Annotated in this window: 16 protein-coding genes and 1 pseudogene; 10 read left to right on the top strand and 7 right to left on the bottom strand. The window is 53.5% G+C overall.

All coding sequences use genetic code 11. From position 1 onward, the window contains the following. Positions 1–564: 564 nt before the first annotated feature. Positions 565–1803, bottom strand: a complete 1239-nt coding sequence (gene gntH, locus GS630_RS17905; RefSeq protein ID WP_171621238.1) for a guanitoxin biosynthesis MBL fold metallo-hydrolase GntH — start codon at positions 1801–1803, stop codon at positions 565–567. Positions 1804–1969: 166 nt separating this feature from the next. On the opposite strand from gntH, the gene GS630_RS17900 reads away from it, so the two are divergent. From GS630_RS17900 to GS630_RS17890, 3 genes are all read left to right on the top strand, one after another. Further along, positions 1970–2506 carry a TetR/AcrR family transcriptional regulator gene (locus tag GS630_RS17900; protein ID WP_171621237.1) on the top strand — a complete coding sequence of 179 codons (537 nt, stop codon included), beginning with the start codon at positions 1970–1972 and terminating at the stop codon, positions 2504–2506. A 232-nt stretch (positions 2507–2738) separates the two neighbouring features. Continuing rightward, positions 2739–3056, top strand: coding sequence for an adenylate/guanylate cyclase domain-containing protein (locus GS630_RS17895; protein ID WP_171621236.1), 318 nt, complete (start codon positions 2739–2741; stop codon positions 3054–3056). 24 nt (positions 3057–3080) lie between these two features. Beyond that, the gene (locus GS630_RS17890; protein ID WP_171621235.1) at positions 3081–4364 is read left to right on the top strand and encodes a tetratricopeptide repeat protein; all 1284 of its coding nucleotides are present in this window, start codon (positions 3081–3083) and stop codon (positions 4362–4364) included. A 213-nt stretch (positions 4365–4577) separates the two neighbouring features. Here the strand turns inward: GS630_RS17890 and GS630_RS17885 are convergent, their stop codons facing one another. After that, positions 4578–4892 carry a hypothetical protein gene (locus GS630_RS17885; RefSeq protein WP_171621234.1) on the bottom strand — a complete coding sequence of 105 codons (315 nt, stop codon included), beginning with the start codon at positions 4890–4892 and terminating at the stop codon, positions 4578–4580. Positions 4893–4988: 96 nt separating this feature from the next. Continuing rightward, a complete protein-coding gene (locus GS630_RS17880) occupies positions 4989–6359 on the bottom strand; it encodes an FAD-binding oxidoreductase (protein ID WP_171621233.1) in 1371 nt (456 codons plus the stop codon). Positions 6360–6687: 328 nt separating this feature from the next. On the opposite strand from GS630_RS17880, the gene GS630_RS17875 reads away from it, so the two are divergent. Further along, positions 6688–7518 (top strand): class I SAM-dependent methyltransferase, encoded by an 831-nt coding sequence (locus GS630_RS17875; RefSeq protein ID WP_171621232.1) that lies wholly within the window; start codon positions 6688–6690, stop codon positions 7516–7518. Positions 7519–7672: 154 nt separating this feature from the next. Further along, positions 7673–8305 carry a tyrosine-type recombinase/integrase gene (locus GS630_RS17870; protein WP_171621314.1) on the top strand — a complete coding sequence of 211 codons (633 nt, stop codon included), beginning with the start codon at positions 7673–7675 and terminating at the stop codon, positions 8303–8305. A 306-nt stretch (positions 8306–8611) separates the two neighbouring features. Here GS630_RS17870 and GS630_RS17865 read toward each other — a convergent pair whose 3' ends face one another. From GS630_RS17865 to GS630_RS22525, 3 genes and pseudogenes are all read right to left on the bottom strand, one after another. Further along, positions 8612–8965: a putative quinol monooxygenase gene (locus GS630_RS17865; protein ID WP_010437910.1), complete on the bottom strand. Its 354-nt coding sequence runs from the start codon at positions 8963–8965 to the stop codon at positions 8612–8614. A 96-nt stretch (positions 8966–9061) separates the two neighbouring features. Further along, positions 9062–9625, bottom strand: coding sequence for an IclR family transcriptional regulator C-terminal domain-containing protein (locus GS630_RS17860; protein ID WP_253285947.1), 564 nt, complete (start codon positions 9623–9625; stop codon positions 9062–9064). A gap of 63 nt (positions 9626–9688) precedes the next feature. Next, positions 9689–9823: pseudogene (locus tag GS630_RS22525) on the bottom strand (helix-turn-helix domain-containing protein); the annotation flags it as partial. Between the two features lie 70 nt (positions 9824–9893). Here GS630_RS22525 and GS630_RS17855 point away from each other — a divergent pair. From GS630_RS17855 to GS630_RS17835, 5 genes are all read left to right on the top strand, one after another. Beyond that, positions 9894–11249 (top strand): selenium-binding family protein, encoded by a 1356-nt coding sequence (locus GS630_RS17855; RefSeq protein WP_171621231.1) that lies wholly within the window; start codon positions 9894–9896, stop codon positions 11247–11249. Beyond that, positions 11246–11611 carry a 2Fe-2S iron-sulfur cluster-binding protein gene (locus GS630_RS17850; RefSeq protein ID WP_171621230.1) on the top strand — a complete coding sequence of 122 codons (366 nt, stop codon included), beginning with the start codon at positions 11246–11248 and terminating at the stop codon, positions 11609–11611. Before GS630_RS17855 ends, GS630_RS17850 begins: the two co-directional genes overlap by 4 nt. Positions 11612–11614: 3 nt before the next feature. Next, positions 11615–12079: a CoA-binding protein gene (locus GS630_RS17845; RefSeq protein WP_170754812.1), complete on the top strand. Its 465-nt coding sequence runs from the start codon at positions 11615–11617 to the stop codon at positions 12077–12079. A 498-nt stretch (positions 12080–12577) separates the two neighbouring features. Next, the gene (locus GS630_RS17840) at positions 12578–14287 is read left to right on the top strand and encodes an adenylate/guanylate cyclase domain-containing protein (protein ID WP_171621229.1); all 1710 of its coding nucleotides are present in this window, start codon (positions 12578–12580) and stop codon (positions 14285–14287) included. Between the two features lie 159 nt (positions 14288–14446). After that, on the top strand, positions 14447–15679 hold the full coding sequence (locus tag GS630_RS17835) for an NAD(P)/FAD-dependent oxidoreductase (RefSeq protein WP_170560168.1): 1233 nt from the start codon (positions 14447–14449) through the stop codon (positions 15677–15679). 55 nt (positions 15680–15734) lie between these two features. Here GS630_RS17835 and GS630_RS17830 read toward each other — a convergent pair whose 3' ends face one another. Beyond that, entirely contained in the window at positions 15735–16607 is an 873-nt protein-coding gene (locus GS630_RS17830; protein ID WP_253740697.1) for a LysR family transcriptional regulator, read from the bottom strand. Between the last annotated feature and the right edge of the window lie 206 nt (positions 16608–16813).

Below are 16813 nucleotides of genomic sequence, written 5' to 3'. Positions count from 1 at the left end.
TCAAAAAATTTGTCGCTCCGACCGCAAATGGGAGGAGCGACCAGAATCGATTAAATGAAACAACCACTCACTGATTGCCACTTTAGTATAGGAAATCTGCATGCTGGAATCGAGAAAAAACATCGGCGTGATGTGATTTATTTAAACTCGTAGCTGTTCAGCCTTTCGTCAAAATCTTTTCAGAGACAGTTTTGATGCAATGCAAACCTTATACACAAAAAGCCTTTGAGCTATCAGAAATTGCCCGCTTAGGGCTCGGAACAGTCGTTCGCTGCGCAGTGCATCAGTGACCGCAGTGCGGACTCAGTAGCCGTTCGCTGCTGTGCGGCGCTGGGGTATGTTCCGAACGACCATTTCGCGGACGAAGCAGCCGCTTGTTCACTCGGTTGGCCGCCACCAACGCCCGCGTCGCGATTTTCCACATCATGAGCTCGAACTGGAAGAGTGTCCGCCAGATCATGTCCCGCGTAGATAGCGGGAGCAGTGAGTACGGGACTGTTCATAGCAAGCCTGAAAAAAAATGAGATCCCGACGCGCATTCTTGCTTCGGGATCATCACTGAATTTATTCGTCGCCCGGATATGGGAAGGTCTGACCGAGTTTCTCTTCTGCTTCCTTGTATACACCGCGAAGCGCGTCTTCGACACCATCCCAGCTCCCCCCAAGAATAAAGTCAGAATAGATCATGTCCTCTACGGCTACGCCGGAACTGTCGCTAAAGGCTTCCCGATCAGCGTCGCCACCTGGCGGTTGCGCTTCTCCAGTGAGTGGCGGGGCCCACGTGGCCTCTTCGACGACCGCCAAACGGACCCGGATTTCGTCCTCAGTGATATTCCAAACCATAAAGTCTTCAGCGAGGCTTAGTGGTCCTTCGTAGGTCGTTCGGATGCGGCTGTATACCTCCGCCGTCGTGTCGAAATCCTTGAAGAAGTGATAGGCGACGGCCATCCGCGGTTCGATTTCGCTCATAACCTTGCCGAAAGCCTCGGGGGCTGTATGGATTTGCGTCCCTACCAACAGGGCCTGTTCCGGAGTAAACCCCATCTTCGCAACCAGAGACGGCACAGCTACGAAACACTCGTGGATGGCAAGATCCGCGTCCTTGGCATACTCGTTGAACCAATTGTTCGGATAGGTATCTGAACTGAAGACGAACTTCAGGCCGTTCCATTCCAGACCAAAACTCACAGGTCCATCGAGCGAGTGGATTGCAGGCCAGGAGCGGATTGTAACCCCGTCTTCCTCATAGACCACTGCATTCTCACCCTTGTAGTCGAACTCGTTAACCTGAAGATCGTAGCCTCTAAAATCCACAAGTCCGACGCGCCCTGCGAGGTCCCAACGATATACCATCTTCAGCGCCTCGATTGCGGCGGCGGTGCCCAGTTCCTCGGATGGACCGCTTGGCCCCCAGACACGCAAGGGTTTCTGCCTCCCCATAAGTGCGCCGCCAATCCATAACTCGGCAAGCGAGCCGAAGTGGTCCGCGTGAAGATGGCCGATGAACACTTTGTCGAGATAGTCGTATGGGATTTGAAGCGAAGAAATTCGCTCTGCCGATCCTGACCCGATATCGAAGATGAATTTGTCGCCGTTGCCCAACTCGACAAGAAAACACGCCGCAGCTTGCGCAGCCCGGGTTGTCGGCATCCCCGTTCCGCAGGCAATTACCCGCATCTCGTCCTTACCCAAAGCCTCAGTGTTCGGATAGTAGGTGTCGCGCTCTCCGAAGGGTTCCGTTGGAGACACTTCCTGTGCGAAGGCAGGTTCAGACAGCGAGCTAATCGCCAGGACAGCAATCATATTCATCCATCGTAGCGTTCTGGATCGATTTAGGACAATATGCATAGTCACTGTTTCCTCCATTGATGCTAGCCAGATGAATAAAAAGGTAACAAATACTGTACAGCCGAGTCTAGTTGATAGATCGGTACGGGAATTAGAGCCGAAAGGGCGGCCTACGGGCCGTGTGTCTAAACGCGACTGGCTGAACAAGGCGCTGGAGATCCTTGTTGCAGGTGGGATCGATGCTGTTCGTGTGGTCGATCTGGCACGAAAGCTGAATGTCGCAAAAAGCGGGTTCTACTGGCACTTTCGCGACCGAAACGATCTGCTTGATGCGATGAAGTTCTATTGGATCGAAGAGTTCAGTCAGGAATTCATGGAAGACGCACGCGCGTTTGAGGGATCTGTTCGGGAGAAGACTCTGCACCTTATTCGGGTGATCCGGGAAAAGGAAAGCGGCAAACTGGATCTTGCTTTTGCCTCGTGGGCGCAAACCGACGCCAGTGTACGCGACCTTGTCGATCGCGTGCGGGACATGCGGATAGAATTCGCAAAAGGTCTGCTCAACCAAGCCGGCACCAATGAAAGCGAGTTGGAAATGCGCGCGCGGCTCTTCGTGGTCTATTTTATGTGGTCAGAGGTGGTCTTCGAGACTGGTCCGCGAGATCCTTTGGGCGAGGACCTGAACGCAATTCTGAATATCATTGTCGGTGAGCGCTGAGCTGTATCATTTTCGACTCGGCATCTGAAAATGCGGCGGATCCGACTGCCCGCTTTGGGCTCAAAGCAGACGTTCGCTGCGCAGTGCATCAATGACCGCTGTGCGGACTTAGCAGTCTTTCGCTGCATGCCGTGATGATGTTCTGAGGTAGCATCCTCCGCTTTCAAAAGATGACAAAACTTTAATGTTGTCCTAACTTCGCTGCATGAGAGCTCGCCTTGCTGTGATCTTGATGGCCGACCTGGTCGGCTATACGTCCGCAATGGAGGCGGATCAGTCGCTCGCAATCGAGTTGGTTCGCGAACTTCGTGATAAACGTCTAGAGCCCGAGGCCATTCGAAGAGGCGGCGATATACTGAAACGGATGGGTGACGGATGGATCATTGCCTTTCCTTCGGTTTCAGCGGCAATCGAAACCGCTCAAATTGTGCAATTGGCATTGGTCAACCACGAGAAAATCAGGCTGAGGATGGCCGCGCATCTCGGGGAGATCGTTCAAGACGAGACTGACATTTATGGCGCCGGCATCAACATCACCGCGCGCCTGTAAACCGAGGCGCCACCCGGCGGAGTGATGATCTCCGAAGACCTTAAGCGGCAGTTGGACGAAAAGCTGTCAGTGGGTTTCAGCGATGCGGGTACGTTCGATTTAAAGAACCTTGCTAATCCGGTGAACGGGTTTCAATGGCGGCCCGCAATGCAGCGTGAAATTGAGCACACCGATTTGCCGTCCATTGCAGTGGAGCCGGTCACAAGTGCTCCCGAAACGAGAGAAACGCTTGAGGTTTGTGCTGATCTGCAGGAGCAATTAGTTCACAGTCTTTCGCGCCGTACTGGTGTACGTGTGATCGCAACAGATTTAACGTTCGAGACCGAAGCAACGTATAGCCTAAGGTGCAGATTGCGCTGCCGAGAGACCGAAGCAAGGATCTCGTCCAGCCTTACCCGCTTAGGAGATGGGCAGGTGATTTGGTCTCGCTTATTAAACGGAGATGCTGAGAACCTGTTTGAATTGACTGACCGGGCTGCAGAGCAGCTCTCGGACGAATTGCGGCTGCAGATCAACGCATTTGACGGTGACCGACTTAGCGACATTCCAGACGATCAATTGAGCCCCAGTGAGTTGAGATCCCGAGCGGCTATGCTCTTTTATCGTGCCACCGTCGAGGACTATAATCATGCGAGTAAATTGCTGGAGCGAGCGCTTCGACTTGATCCTGAGAATGGGTCCGGGCTTGCGATGTGGTGTGAAGCCAAACTGTACCCTTTGGAAGCATGCTATCGCGAGGCTGGTCCTGATCTGCGCACGCGGATCATCGAGTCGTCGAACAAGGCTGTTCAGGCTGCGCCTCGCTCCGACTATTGCTGGTACACGCGGGCACAGGTGCGATCACGCCTCGCGGGCGATCTGCATGGTGCGCGGAAAGACATTGATAGAATTTTCCGACTGAATCCCAGCTACGTTTTGGGCATGGAGGCGAGCGGCTACACAGAGCTTATTGCTGGCAACTGGGAGGCTGCTCGGAAGAGTTTAGCAAAGGCCGTGTGTCGTTCCACCGAGGATCCGTTTCTTCCGTACCGGCTTTATCCCCTTTCAATTGCCCACATGATGGCAGGTGATAAGCAACTCGCGATCGAAGCAATTTCAGACGCGACTGAAATGCGTCCCTACTGCAGACACTTTTGGTTAGTGAAGGCTTGGATACTTAGGGAGTCGGGAATGCACTCCAAAGCGGAAACTGCTGCAGAACGTGCTGAAGCGCTGTCAGAAAAAGCGGATATCCTCGCACAAAATCTTCATCTGCCTGACCCCATTAGAGAGGCTATTGGTTTGCCAGGTGATCCGATCCAAGCATAGAGCCCTAGATGGGTCACGAGAGCCTAGGCTGATAGCCGAGCGGCAGACATGTACCTCGTTCTCTCCTTTCGATATTCTACCGCCACCCAACCCAAAGCGCGCGCCTACATTCACCACGGGCGATGTGCTGCGTCATTTCTCAGGGCCGCTTTGAGCCCAAAGCAGTTATTCGCAGCCGGTCGCTTGGATGACGTTCTGGGAGATCCTCGTCCATTACTCCACGACGCGAAAAACCTCCCAATATGTCGAGCCGGAAACTATCATTTCCCCCATCTTTTTTCCCCAGTTGGCGTGCATCTTGATCGAAGCGATTTTGTCAAAAAACGCATCCAGTTCGGCAAGATTTTCGATCTCGAATTCGTCTTGAATGATTGCTTCCTTGGCGCCAACCGAACCGGTAACGATCCGGCTTTTCGACATATCGATATCCGTCTGCGAGCCGATCTGCTCGGCCCATTCCTTGTGAAGCGCCAACGCCTCTGATTTCATTCCGAACTTCGCCTCACAGGTCCAGCGTGCGATCATCATGTGGTGTCCCTTCCTGTAAATAAAAATGTTCTGACCTGCCCCGTCGGCAACAGCCAGGATGACAAGGCAGGCCTTTTCTAGTTCAGTGTCTTCGATCTAAGGAGCAATGTTCTGGTTTATGCGGAAAAGGTTGTCCGGATCGTACTGACGCTTCAGTTTGAGAAGCCGCTCATAGTTGCCGCCGAAATTCTCCTGCGCGCGCCCGGCATCATCGTCATCCATGAAATTGATGTACCCGCCGGGCTCGGAGTGCGGCGCTATCGCATCTGAGTAGTCCCGCACCCACTTGGTATGCGCCGCATCGTTGGCCGGGTCGTCAGATGCGGCCAGGACAACCATCGAAAAATTGGAGTCCCGGTGCCCGAATGCCGTTGCGTCCGGGTTCACGTCGTGACAGGCGCCGTCGATCGGGTAGAGATGCATGGTGGAACTGACCGTCGGCGCGTTGGGCCCGTGCTGGACGTGGGCGGCAATTGCCTCATCGGTAAGCTCCTTGACGAAATTGCCCTTCCAATACTGCCGTATGCCCTTTGGAAATAGGCCGTCGAAGGCTGCGTTGATAGCCGGATAAGGCACAGGGCCGACATGTTCAGCCTTGACCTCGGCGACTTCGTGGAAGGCCTTAAACTGTTTTTCTCCTTCTGCCGGATCACCCGACCAGCAGGCGACGATAGCGCAAAACATGTCGCCGTGGCGATCTTCAGGGATGAAAGGCAGCGGCGGAGCTATCTGGAAGGCTGGAAAGGCTCCCATCTCGCGCGGCGCCGTCTTTATGTAATCTCGGTAGAACTTGAAGATCGTTTCTGTCTCTTCTATCTCGAAGAACATCGGGCCCCAGTAAACTGTGTCCACCGGCTGAAGCTTGTACTCGAGTGAGGTGCAGACACCAAAGTTGCCGCCGCCGCCACGGAGCGCCCAAAAGAGATCGGCATTTTCGACTTCGCTTGCCATCAGCATCTTGCCGTCCGCTGTCACCACGTCCGCTGAAATCAGGTTGTCGAGAGAGAGACCATGCCCGCGCGACAGATAACCAATCCCGCCACCAAGCGTGAGTCCTGCGATACCCGTCGTTGATATCACGCCGCCTGTGGTGGCAAGGCCGAAGGCATGTGTGGCAGAGTTGAAATCGCCCCAAGTCGCACCTCCTTCGGCGCGAACAGTCTGTGCGCCGGGATCGACACGAACGCTACGCATGTGCGATAGGTCGATAACGACTCCTCCATTATTCGTGCCAAATCCTGGCCCGCTATGCCCGCCGCCACGAACCGAAAGGTCGTGGCCGTTATCGCGCGCGAAGTTGACGGTCGTCATCACGTCCCCTGCATTGGCGGTCCGCACAATAACGGCGGGACGTTTGTCGATCATCCCGTTGTGGACATTGCGCGCCTCTTCGTAGCTGGCGTCGTCCTCAGTTATGACATCCCCGCGCAATAAGTCGCGGAGTTCACTTGGTGTCTTGGCTGTCATATTCTTCCCCCGTCGTTTCAAGTTTTCCCGCCTAATAGACGGGTATCCAATGAGCCGATCAGTGGACTTGGGTGCGCAATAGAAAGGCCGATCGCAAAGAAAGCACTGGCCGGCTTATGAACTGCGATCACTTAACAGGCTAACATGACTCGAAAAATTAACCTAATCTGGCGTGCACACGGCACAGATCACAGTTCACTCAATGCGCGACGGAAACGGGCTCGGTGCCCTCGTTCGCTGCATCTGGCGTGAACGACTGCTATGCGGACAAAGCTGACATACAGGATCACTGTGTTTAAACTATCAGCACCGATTAGGGGGCTTCCAAATGACCAATCCCAATGAAGTCGCGCGCCATTACCATTCCGGACACTTGCTCAAACGGATTTCTGACGGTTGCGCAGCTATGGACTTAACCCCGCCATTTTTTCATGACGCGTTGGCTCCGGTTGACGAATTTCACATTGGCGGGCGTCTTGCGACCGAACCCTTTGTGAATGCTCTAGACCTCACGCCCGAAAGCCAGGTTGTCGATTTGGGATGTGGCCTCGGCGGTCCAGCACGCTATATCGCGGCGACCACCGGAGCGAACGTAACCGGCATTGATTTGACCGCAGAGTTTGTGGAGACCGGACGCGCCCTTACCGAATGGACCGGATTGTCGGATAGGGTTCAGCTTATCAAAGGCAACGTGCTCGATTTGCCGCTAGAAGCTGAATCCTTTGACGCCGCATATATGATCCACGTAGGTATGAACATTGAGGACAAAGTGGGCGTAGCGCAGGAGGCGAAACGGGTTCTCAAGCCAGGTGGCATCTTTGCAATTTACGATGTGATGCAGGTCGGAGAAGGACACATGGACTATCCGGCTCCTTGGGCTTCTTCTTCAGAACAGAGTGCGCTAGCACGACCGGAGACATATGAGGCGGCGTTGAAATCCGTTGGTTTCGAGGTTAGCAACCGGATCGACCGCACTGCATTTGCCAAACAGTTCTTTGCTGATTTGGCGGCGGCGCAACGCCGCGCGGATGGTCCTCCACCCCTTGGTCTGCATCTGATCATGGGCGATGACACAGCGCTAAAGATTCAACACATGGTTCGAAACATAGAAGGCGGATTGATTGCCCCGATTGAGATCCACGCACGTTTACCCGTCTAACTTTGTACCCACTCTGGGCTCGAAACGGTCATACGCTGCGCTGCTCACGAACGTCGGGTAAGCTGATGACACCTGCCATTTTGCTCCTTGATAGAGTCAGTTGGTCGACATGGTGTCGGTGCCTGGAGAGGGAGGGAAGGATGGAGGACAATCGATGTCCATTATTCAACTTCCTGCCATCACACCGAAGCGCCCGCCGTGGAACAAAGGTCGCCTTATAGGCCAGAAACGCCCGCTTCTCGCGAAGCAGGTCTGGGCCATCCGCGCCCGGCTTGAACTCTCGGACAATCTCAGGGATTTGGCACTCTTCAATCTTGCGATCGATAGCAAGCTGCGAGGCTGCGATCTCGTTCGATTGAACGTAGCCGATCTTGTTACTGGTGATCGTGTCCGCGAACGCGTGACAGTTGTCCAGAGCAAAACAAAACGGCCGGTCCAATTCGAGGTCTCGGAAAACACCCGCCAGTCCGTCTGTACCTGGATATGTCGCCCGGAGATGCTTGGGCGCACTTTCCTTTTCCCAAGCCGCTTCCACGAAAGGCCGCATATATCGACACGACAGTACGCGCGTCTGGTCCTCGATTGGGTGTCGGCGATTGGTTTGGAGCCGAGCGGTTACGGCACGCATTCGCTGAGACGCACAAAAGCGGCACTGATCTACCGGAAAACAGGCAATCTACGCGCGGTGCAGCTTTTGCTTGGCCACACCAAGGTTGACAGCACAGTTCGATATCTTGGCGTTGAATTAGAAGACGCGCTGAGTATCGCAGAAAAGATCGACGTGTGAAGATTGAGCGGGCGGCAAGAGTCGCCCGCTTTTCGTGACTGGCGATTGTCGCATGAGTGTTGACCATCCACTGGGCTTCTGAGCCGAGACGAGCGTCACCATCGTTGTCGATTGAGTTGAAGCTCCCGCCCGGATCGCCGGGCTCAGGTCAGTAGCTGGGGCGTCATCACTCCCATGTGACTGCTTGTGCGAAGTAAGCAGTCACTCCTGTAAAGTGCGGCGAACGTCCTCTTCGAGCCCAAAGCGGACAAGCACCAAATCTCATAATTTTCTCGTACCGGTGGTAGTTTCAAACGTCGGTCAATTTTACCATAGTAGCAGGCTTGCTTTTTGCGCCTCGAAACCTTTTGGCGTCGGAAAAAGCGAGCGCATCCTAGCAACAAGTTCGATCTCTCCATCCAGCATCTTTCGGACAGTGTTTAACCAGTTATTGAAGGTTTCAGATTCCCAATGATCCTGGACTGCGGCTTCGTTCCGGAACACTTCGTAGAAATAGAAACGATTTGGGTTTGTTTCATCCACCATAATATGAAACTGGAAAACTTCGGGTTCTTCACTGACAACATTTTGCGCTTGGAAGATGCTGGCGTCCAAAAAGGGCTGCCGATACTCAGGTTTTACGTTGATCACGAAGAACCCACCAAACATTGCATCGTCCATATTTGTCTCCCTCATTGACCTGAAAGCGGCGAAGGTCGCAAAACACACCTGTCCTGCTGGATGGTATAAACCTAAAGCACTGCGATACCCATGAACCTAAGCGGATATCCTTTCTTCATCTGCTTCACCCCATCCTAGCGCGCGAGCAAGTTCGTGTGACATTGTGGTAAGTGTATGGCCAATCTTTTCTCGCTCGGAAGGTGTAAACACCCGAAGAGACGCCGTAGCGCCGATTGAAAGCGTCGCACCAACACCTGTCTTGGTCAGCGTTGTAGCGACAGAACTGATTCCGCGCTCGAGCTCTTCAACACATTCGGCATACCCTTTGGCTCGAATGACATCGAGTTCCGCGGCCAGATCCTTGGGGTCTGTAATCGTGCGATCTGTGTACTGCTTAAGCTGCCCATCCAATCGGTCTTGAGACAGCAGTTCAGGCGAAACGGCGGCGATTGCCTTGGCGCAAGAGCACGCGTGCATTGGTCGTTTGCCCATACCTGGATGAAGAAAAGACACGCCCGTCTGCGGTGTCTCCACATGAATAATCTCGACCCAATGGCCCCGTAGCCGAGACAAGAAAAATGCAGCGCCATAGTCATTCGCGGCGCCAGATAGGACAGGCGCAATCACTTGCAAAAGAGCGGGATCAGAGTGATCGCTCAACGTGATACGCTTTAGCCTATTCCCAATCGCGAACTCTCCGCGGGTTGGTGATTCAAGGAGGCCGGACGAAACAAGGTCTTGAACCAGCCTGTAGGCCGTCGGTTTAGGTATATCGGACTGAGCACATATATCCGCTACGGACGCACGTCCTTTTTGACCCACGATTTCCAAAACCAGCGCTAATCGTTCGAGATGCATTTTTCTCACTTTATGATAATTGATTTTTCGATATACGATACAATTTGGGGAATCAAGGGAGGAGCATACGATGTATGGACAATGCTGTGGACCGGGCTTCAAGAGTCCGCAAGAAGCCATCAAAGCCCCCCGAGAAAAGCTACTCTACACGATCGCCATCTACACCGGGACAGGGATCCAGAAACCTGATTATCTTGCTACAGTGGATGTCGACCCTGACAGCCCGACCTATTCTCAGGTAATCCATAGGCTGGAAATGCCGGGGATTGGGGACGAGCTTCACCACATGGGGTGGAACGCCTGTTCGTCCTGTCACGACGACGGCTCGATGTCCCGCAAATACCTGATCCTGCCGGGCGTACGCTCTAACAACCTTCACATCGTTGATACAGCCACTGACCCGCGTGCGCCGCGGTTGCATAAGGTCATCGACGGGGCCGAAATCAAGGCCAAGGCAGATTTATCGGGCCCGCATACGGTGCATTGTTTGGGCTCGGAAATTATCATTTCCTTCCTTGGAAATGCCAAGGGTGAGGCTCCTGGAGGCTATCTGCATCTCGACAAAGAGTTCAACATCGTCGGTCGCTGGGAAACCTCGATGGGAGATATTAAATTCGGCTATGACTTCTGGTACCAACCACGCCACAACGTGATGGTCAGTTCCGAATGGGCTGCGCCCAATACCTTCATGCCGGGCTTCGATCTGGAAGAAGTGGGCCATCTGAAATATGGGCGGGAGCTGCATTTTTGGAATTTCGAAAAGCGCGAACCGGTCGAAAGTTTCTATTTGGGTGAAGACGGGCTGTTGCCACTGGAAGTCAAGTTCCACCATGACCCCAACAGCACGCATGGGTTCTGTGGCGCAGCTCTTTCGACCAATGTGATCCATTGGTGGCAAGACGATGCCAAAAAGTGGCAGTGGGAAAAGATCATCGACGTGGAAAACGAGATGCACCCCGAATGGCCGATCCCGTTGCCGGGGGTAATGTCGGCGATCCTGATCTCGATGGACGACAAATACTTGTACCTGAACAATTGGCTGCATGGAGATATGCGCCAGTATGACATCACCGACCCGCATAATCCCAAGCTAACCGGCCAAGTGTTTATGGGAGGGCTTTTGGGTAAAGCTCCGATAGTTAATGGGGTTGAGGTCGCGGGTGGTCCGCAAATGTTCCAGCTCTCTCTCGACGGACGAAGGCTTTATGTCACGACCTCGCTGTTCTCGACTTGGGATAACCAGTTCTATCCCGAGATCCGCGAAAAGGGCGGGGTTATGGTGATGATCGATTGCGACCCTGAAAACGGTGGCATGAAGATCAACGAGGATTTCATTGTGGACTTTGGCAAAGAACCGAATGGGCCATCGCGCTGTCACGAGAGCCGATATCCGGGCGGTGATTGCACAAGCGACATCTGGCTATGACTGTGTATACCGTGACGATCGCGAACAGAGATGGCGCGCAATACTGTGTGGATGCGCGGCGTCCACTTCTGGAAACGCTGAGAGAACAGGGCGTCGACTTGCCTTTTGGGTGCAAGTATGGCGGCTGCATTACCTGCGCGGCAAAACTACAGACTGGCGCGATCGATCAACGCCGACAGGTTGCGCTGAATAATCGGCAAATCGCGAACGGCTATGTGATCCTTTGCGTGGCACGTCCGACATCCGACATCACGCTTGAGATCGGGGTCGAGAGCCATGACAAGCTGTACCGCAATCCGTTTCTCGACCCTCTCAAACCCCACGAACTCAAGGCTGACATTGCGACGCCGAAGGAAGGTTAACCGATGCCCGAAGCAGATATCGACCGCATCTACGATTACGACCCCAAATACCTCGCCGACATCCTGCAGTCGGTTAAAACCATTGCAATGGTGGGGGCTAGCGCGGACAAAACGAAATTCAGCTATGGCGTTCTGCGACAGCTGAGTGAAATCGGCTATGATATTCTACCGGTGAATCCTAACCCGAATGTTTCGGAAATTAGAGGGCTCAAGGTCTACCACTCGCTGGAAGAGATCGACAAACATGTTGATATGGTAGACGTTTTTCGCCCGAAGGAAGAGTTTTATGCCTTTGCCGAGAAGGCTATCGCAATCGGGGCAAAAGTTCTTTGGGGTCAAATCGGTGTGTACGACGACAAAGCAGCGCAACTCGCCGAAGCGGCGGGCCTTAAAGTCGTGATGAACCGATGCCCCAAGATTGAACTCTTCCGCCCGTTTTGGAAGCCGCGCCTGGACCTAAAGATATGATGGAAATTCGATTGGTAGCTGCCTCCTCAACATCCAATAAGGGTGCCAATTGAGATATTGTGCTTACGGAAGAGAAGACACATAATCCTGCCCGCTTTACGAAATCCGCATACTCTAAACCCAAGAATGGCCTTTTTGTATATAGAACCAACGGCCACCTTGTCCACGAACCAGATATTCAGGTTACATCCCAGCGCCGCGCAGCGGCGAACAGCAGCTTTGTGCGCTCTTCGGACCTCCGTCCCTCTTCCAGCCTCACTCGTGCAACGAGTATCTCCTTTGACGGGCCGCACCGCGGCGACAGAGGTCAAGGTCAAGCGGCCGCTTTTGGTCGTCCTCGAAGGGCAGGGCGCCTTGTGATCACACATGCTGCACGGGCTCCCGTGTCTGTTGAGAGCCCAAAGCGATCGCGCTTTCTTGATGGGACCACTTTGCTCTAAATACCGGGCTGACAGTGCTCTCTCTGCAGGCTAGCTTCCAACAAGCGGGGAGAGAAACATGGAAAAGAGGCTTGCGGCTGTGCTGGCGGCTGATGTCGCTGGTTACTCGGCGTTGATGGATCAGGATAGGGACGGAACACTCAAAGCGCTTAAGGCTTTCCGTGAGGATCATCTAATGCCCGCTTTGGCTATTCATGAAGGACGATTGATCAAAAGCATGGGTGACGGCTGGATTGCTGAGTTTCGCTCCGCATCGGCTGCGACAGAATGCGCGATTGCTGTTCAGACGGCTGACCGACCACAGGAGATTCAAGTCCGCATCGGCATACATACAGGGGAAGTAGTTTCGGAAGGCGATGACATATTCGGTGACGGTATCAACATAGCTGCACGTCTCGAGGCATTAGCGGAACCGGGGCAGATATTGCTTTCAGACACAGCACACAACAGCCTAGACCGGAAAGCCGCCGCCTCGTTCTCTGGCGGTCGGAAGACTGAGTTGAAGAACATTGCACGCCCAGTTGGCGTGTGGCAGTGGCCTGTCGGTTCGACGGCTACAAGTGCAACTGTCAAATCTGAGAAACCCGGTATTGCTGTGCTGCCGTTTGACAATATGTCAGGCGACCCGGAACAAGAGTTTTTCGCTGATGGAATTACCGAGGACATCATAACAGAGTTGTCTCGTTTTCGTTGGTTGATGGTCGTAGCGCGAAACTCATCTTTTACTTTTAAAGGTAAGAGCACCGACATTCGCGAAGTTGGGCAGGCGCTCGGCGTGAGGTATGTGCTTGAGGGTTCGGTAAGGCGCGCAGGCCAGCGTCTTCGGATAACAGGACAGCTAATTGATGCAGAGAATGGCAGTCATCTTTGGGCCGATCGTTTCGATGGGATGCTGGACGATGTTTTTGACCTTCAAGATCAGGTCACGCAGGAAGTTGTTACGGCGATCGAACCGTCCGTTCGCCGTGCCGAGACAGTTCGCGCTCGGGCGAAACCGACAGAAGATCTCGACGCTTATGAACTTTATCTTAGGGCCCAGTCACATTTTCACCTGCTGACGGACGAAGACAACCGTGAGGCCATTCGCCTTACGCGTCTGGCGTTGGAGCGCGATCCTGATTATTCGTCGGCAGCTGGATTACTTGCGTGGTTGCATATCCAAAGAATGGTGCAGGGACTGAAACCGATTGACGAAGGGCCGAAGGCAGCTGTTGCTGCAGCAGAACGTGTATTGTTGAGCGATCGCGCAGATGGAATTGCGTTGGCCTACGCCGCACACTCGATCTCTATGCTTGCACAAGACTTGCCGCGAGCTCGCGCAGTTTTCAAACAAGCATTGGCCGAAAATCCAAACGCTGCGACCGTTCACATGCTCGCTAGCATCAATCTGAGTTTTCTCGACAGACCCGAAGAAGCCCTGGAACACGCGACACACTCAATCAATCTCAGTCCGAAAGATCCGATGCGGCACGCAGCCTATGTCGGGCAGGCCTCCGCATTTTTCCAACTTGGCCGCTATGCTGAAGCCGTTGAGGCCAATCGAAACGCCTTGGCCATTAGGGCGAAATTCGTGATTACGCATCTCATGCTCATCGCATCATTGGCTCAAAACGGAGACCTAGAGTCAGCGAGGGCTGCGGTATCTGAACTGAAGGAGCTTCGTCCGGATCTAGACATTAAAGAACAAACGAGACTCCCCATTTTCAGCGTTCCCGAATGCTCGGAGCAATGGAGGGATGGATGGCTAAGAGCAGGCCTTCCAATCTGAGAAAACAAAATCAAGCAGGCTATGCAGTCCGGCGGCTTCGTCCGCGGAGCAGTCAATTAGGCCTGGTGCAGCGAATGTCTGCTCCGAGCCCTGAGCGGACATTGATACGTTGAAGCAACTAGCTGTCGCCGATAGAGTTCCATAGAGAGGTTTGCTGCTATGTACACCCTGATTGACACTGTGGTTGTGGGCGGAGGTCAAGCTGGTCTTTCTGTTAGCTGGCACTTAAAACAGGCTGGTCATGATCACGTTGTTTTGGACCGCGGGCAGATTGGCGATACATGGCGTAACCGTTGGGACTCGTTCTGCCTTGTCTCTCCTAACAAACTCTGCCGACTTCCTGGTTTCCATTACGATGGGGATGATCCCGATGGTTTCATGCTCCGCGATGAGATCGTCAAGTACATTGAAGACTATGCGAGCAGTTTTGGTCCGCCCTATCGAGGGGGCGTCGAGGTGGCTAGAATCGAGGCAAGTGCAGGACCGGGTCGGTTCAAACTAACCACATCAGATGGCGAAATCAGAGCGCAGAACTTGATCGTCACCGTCGGCACGCATCAACACCCGAATATACCAAGTTGGCATTACGATCTGCCTGAAAGGGTTACTGGCATACATACTTGTGACTATCGCAACTCAGCGAGCCTACCGGATGGTGCGGTATTCATTATTGGAAGTGGTCAGTCAGGGTGTCAGGTCGCTGAGGACCTGCACTTATCCGGGCGCGACATACATCTCGCAGTGGGCAGTGCTGGCCGCATCCCACGTCGCTATAGGGGGCGCGACATTTTTGAATGGGACTTGGCGACTGGGTACATGAACATGGCGGTGAAAGACCATCCCAAAGGGACAACTATCCGGTTCAAAGCCCATCCACATCTCTCTGGGCGAGAGAGCGGTCGTACAATTGATCTGCGCCAGATGGCGCTCGACGGGGTCAAGCTACACAGCAAGGTTGAGGGTGTTCAAGACGGGTGTCTGATTTTGGCGGGCGGCCTTGAAGAGACGCTCAAGGCAGTGGACGATGTGTGTCGCGCGGAAATGGAGAGCATCGACACGTTTGTTGCAGAGAATGGACTCGATGATCCCAAGGAAATTGTTGTCCCGATCAACTGGCAGCCCAAACCTGAACCACCGTTCTTCGACTTGGCTGCAGCAAATGTTTCAACCGTCATATACGCAACTGGGTTTCACCGCGATTTTGGATGGATCGACTTGCCAGTCTTCGATGAGACTGGCTATCCGCTATATGAGCGAGGTACTACGGATATAGCAGGCCTGTACTTCTGCGGACTGCATTGGATGCATACACAAGGGTCTGGCCTGTTTTATGGCGTGGGCGAGGACGCGGAGTACGTAGTTGATCACTTGATTTGCACTTCGAACAAATGAGGTGCGCGACAGCCTCGAGCCTAGCTTGGTTCGAAAGTTTCCAACTGCAACTGGATCAGTTTTCGGACGTGTTTGCCGATACGACTTGCGACTGAGATATAAGCCAGTTGACGAACACCTTAGCCTCGGGACGCTGAAATTCTGCCTGCGTCTGGATGTAATAGACGCCGAAGAGAGGCTCAGAGAACAATTCAATCATCCGACCAGATGACAGATCGTCCTCGAAAAAAGCTCTGGCAGAATACGTGATACCGTCACCCCGGCGAACCGCAGTCATGATCAGGTTCCCCGGCATGTGATTTATCGTCAATGGCTCGAGAGGTACGACCCCATGATAGGTGAACCAGTCGGCCGCTTCGTTGGTGCCCAGTTCCTGCAACCAAGGCAGTTTTGTCAGAGAGGCCGGGTCACGCAGATCTTGGCCTTCCACCAGTGAAGGTGTCCCGATCACGACCATGTCGGAAACAAGGACAGTATCCTCTTCTTTTCTCGGCATGCGTCTGTCGTGATACCGAATGGCGACATCGATACCACCTGGTCTTATCTGAACCAGTTCCGAGGTTGGGTTCAGCATCAAAGTGATCTCTGGATGTTCACGTTGAAACTCTGCCATTCTCGGCAATAGCCACTCCACCGCGAATGCTGGTGACATGGTCACTTGAACGGGGCGCTGCGCTGTGTGTTCTGCCAGTCGTTCGACACCCCTTCCGATAATTTCAAAGCCGATACCCAGTTCACGTGAAAGAATGATGCCTGGCTCTGTCAATTCGATGCTGCGCCCACGTCTGGCAACGAGAGCTACACCCAAATGCCTTTCCAACGATTTCACCTGCTGGCTGACAGCCGCTTGGGTCACGTTCAAGCGTTCAGCTGCCACGGTGTAACTCCCTGCTTCCGCAACCGCTGAGAAGGCACGCAAAGCGTTCATCGGAGGAAGGTGTAACCAATCCATACTGTAGATTTTCTAATGTTTGGTTAGACTATTTGAGTCGCATGATATCGACATTGTTGGCATTATTCACAGTGAAATCTGCGCTGCCATTATAGCATATTGGAGCGGATGCTTTAGCACCGATGTAAACCTAGCCGCATGCCAGGAGATCTTGATACGATGGAAAAACTTCAAGGTGGATG

It is taken from the genome of Ruegeria sp. HKCCD7303, assembly GCF_013111185.1.
Classification (GTDB): Bacteria; Pseudomonadota; Alphaproteobacteria; order Rhodobacterales; family Rhodobacteraceae; genus Ruegeria.
The sequence above is the reverse complement of the archived record's forward strand: the minus strand, read 5'-3'. Positions and strand labels throughout refer to the sequence as shown.

What these genes read in the sequence shown, in the direction of transcription:
- GS630_RS17885 (WP_171621234.1), bottom strand. Translation starts at nt 4,892, where the DNA reads ATGATGATCGCACGCTGGACCTGTGAGGCGAAGTTCGGAATGAAATCA.
- GS630_RS17895 (WP_171621236.1), top strand. Translation starts at nt 2,739, where the DNA reads ATGGCCGACCTGGTCGGCTATACGTCCGCAATGGAGGCGGATCAGTCG.
- GS630_RS17835 (WP_170560168.1), top strand. Translation starts at nt 14,447, where the DNA reads ATGTACACCCTGATTGACACTGTGGTTGTGGGCGGAGGTCAAGCTGGT.
- GS630_RS17890 (WP_171621235.1), top strand. Translation starts at nt 3,081, where the DNA reads ATGATCTCCGAAGACCTTAAGCGGCAGTTGGACGAAAAGCTGTCAGTG.
- GS630_RS17845 (WP_170754812.1), top strand. Translation starts at nt 11,615, where the DNA reads ATGCCCGAAGCAGATATCGACCGCATCTACGATTACGACCCCAAATAC.
- GS630_RS17840 (WP_171621229.1), top strand. Translation starts at nt 12,578, where the DNA reads ATGGAAAAGAGGCTTGCGGCTGTGCTGGCGGCTGATGTCGCTGGTTAC.
- GS630_RS17870 (WP_171621314.1), top strand. Translation starts at nt 7,673, where the DNA reads ATGTCCATTATTCAACTTCCTGCCATCACACCGAAGCGCCCGCCGTGG.
- GS630_RS17875 (WP_171621232.1), top strand. Translation starts at nt 6,688, where the DNA reads ATGACCAATCCCAATGAAGTCGCGCGCCATTACCATTCCGGACACTTG.
- GS630_RS17880 (WP_171621233.1), bottom strand. Translation starts at nt 6,359, where the DNA reads ATGACAGCCAAGACACCAAGTGAACTCCGCGACTTATTGCGCGGGGAT.
- gntH (WP_171621238.1), bottom strand. Translation starts at nt 1,803, where the DNA reads ATGATTGCTGTCCTGGCGATTAGCTCGCTGTCTGAACCTGCCTTCGCA.
- GS630_RS17855 (WP_171621231.1), top strand. Translation starts at nt 9,894, where the DNA reads ATGTATGGACAATGCTGTGGACCGGGCTTCAAGAGTCCGCAAGAAGCC.
- GS630_RS17865 (WP_010437910.1), bottom strand. Translation starts at nt 8,965, where the DNA reads ATGGACGATGCAATGTTTGGTGGGTTCTTCGTGATCAACGTAAAACCT.
- GS630_RS17830 (WP_253740697.1), bottom strand. Translation starts at nt 16,607, where the DNA reads ATGAACGCTTTGCGTGCCTTCTCAGCGGTTGCGGAAGCAGGGAGTTAC.
- GS630_RS17850 (WP_171621230.1), top strand. Translation starts at nt 11,246, where the DNA reads ATGACTGTGTATACCGTGACGATCGCGAACAGAGATGGCGCGCAATAC.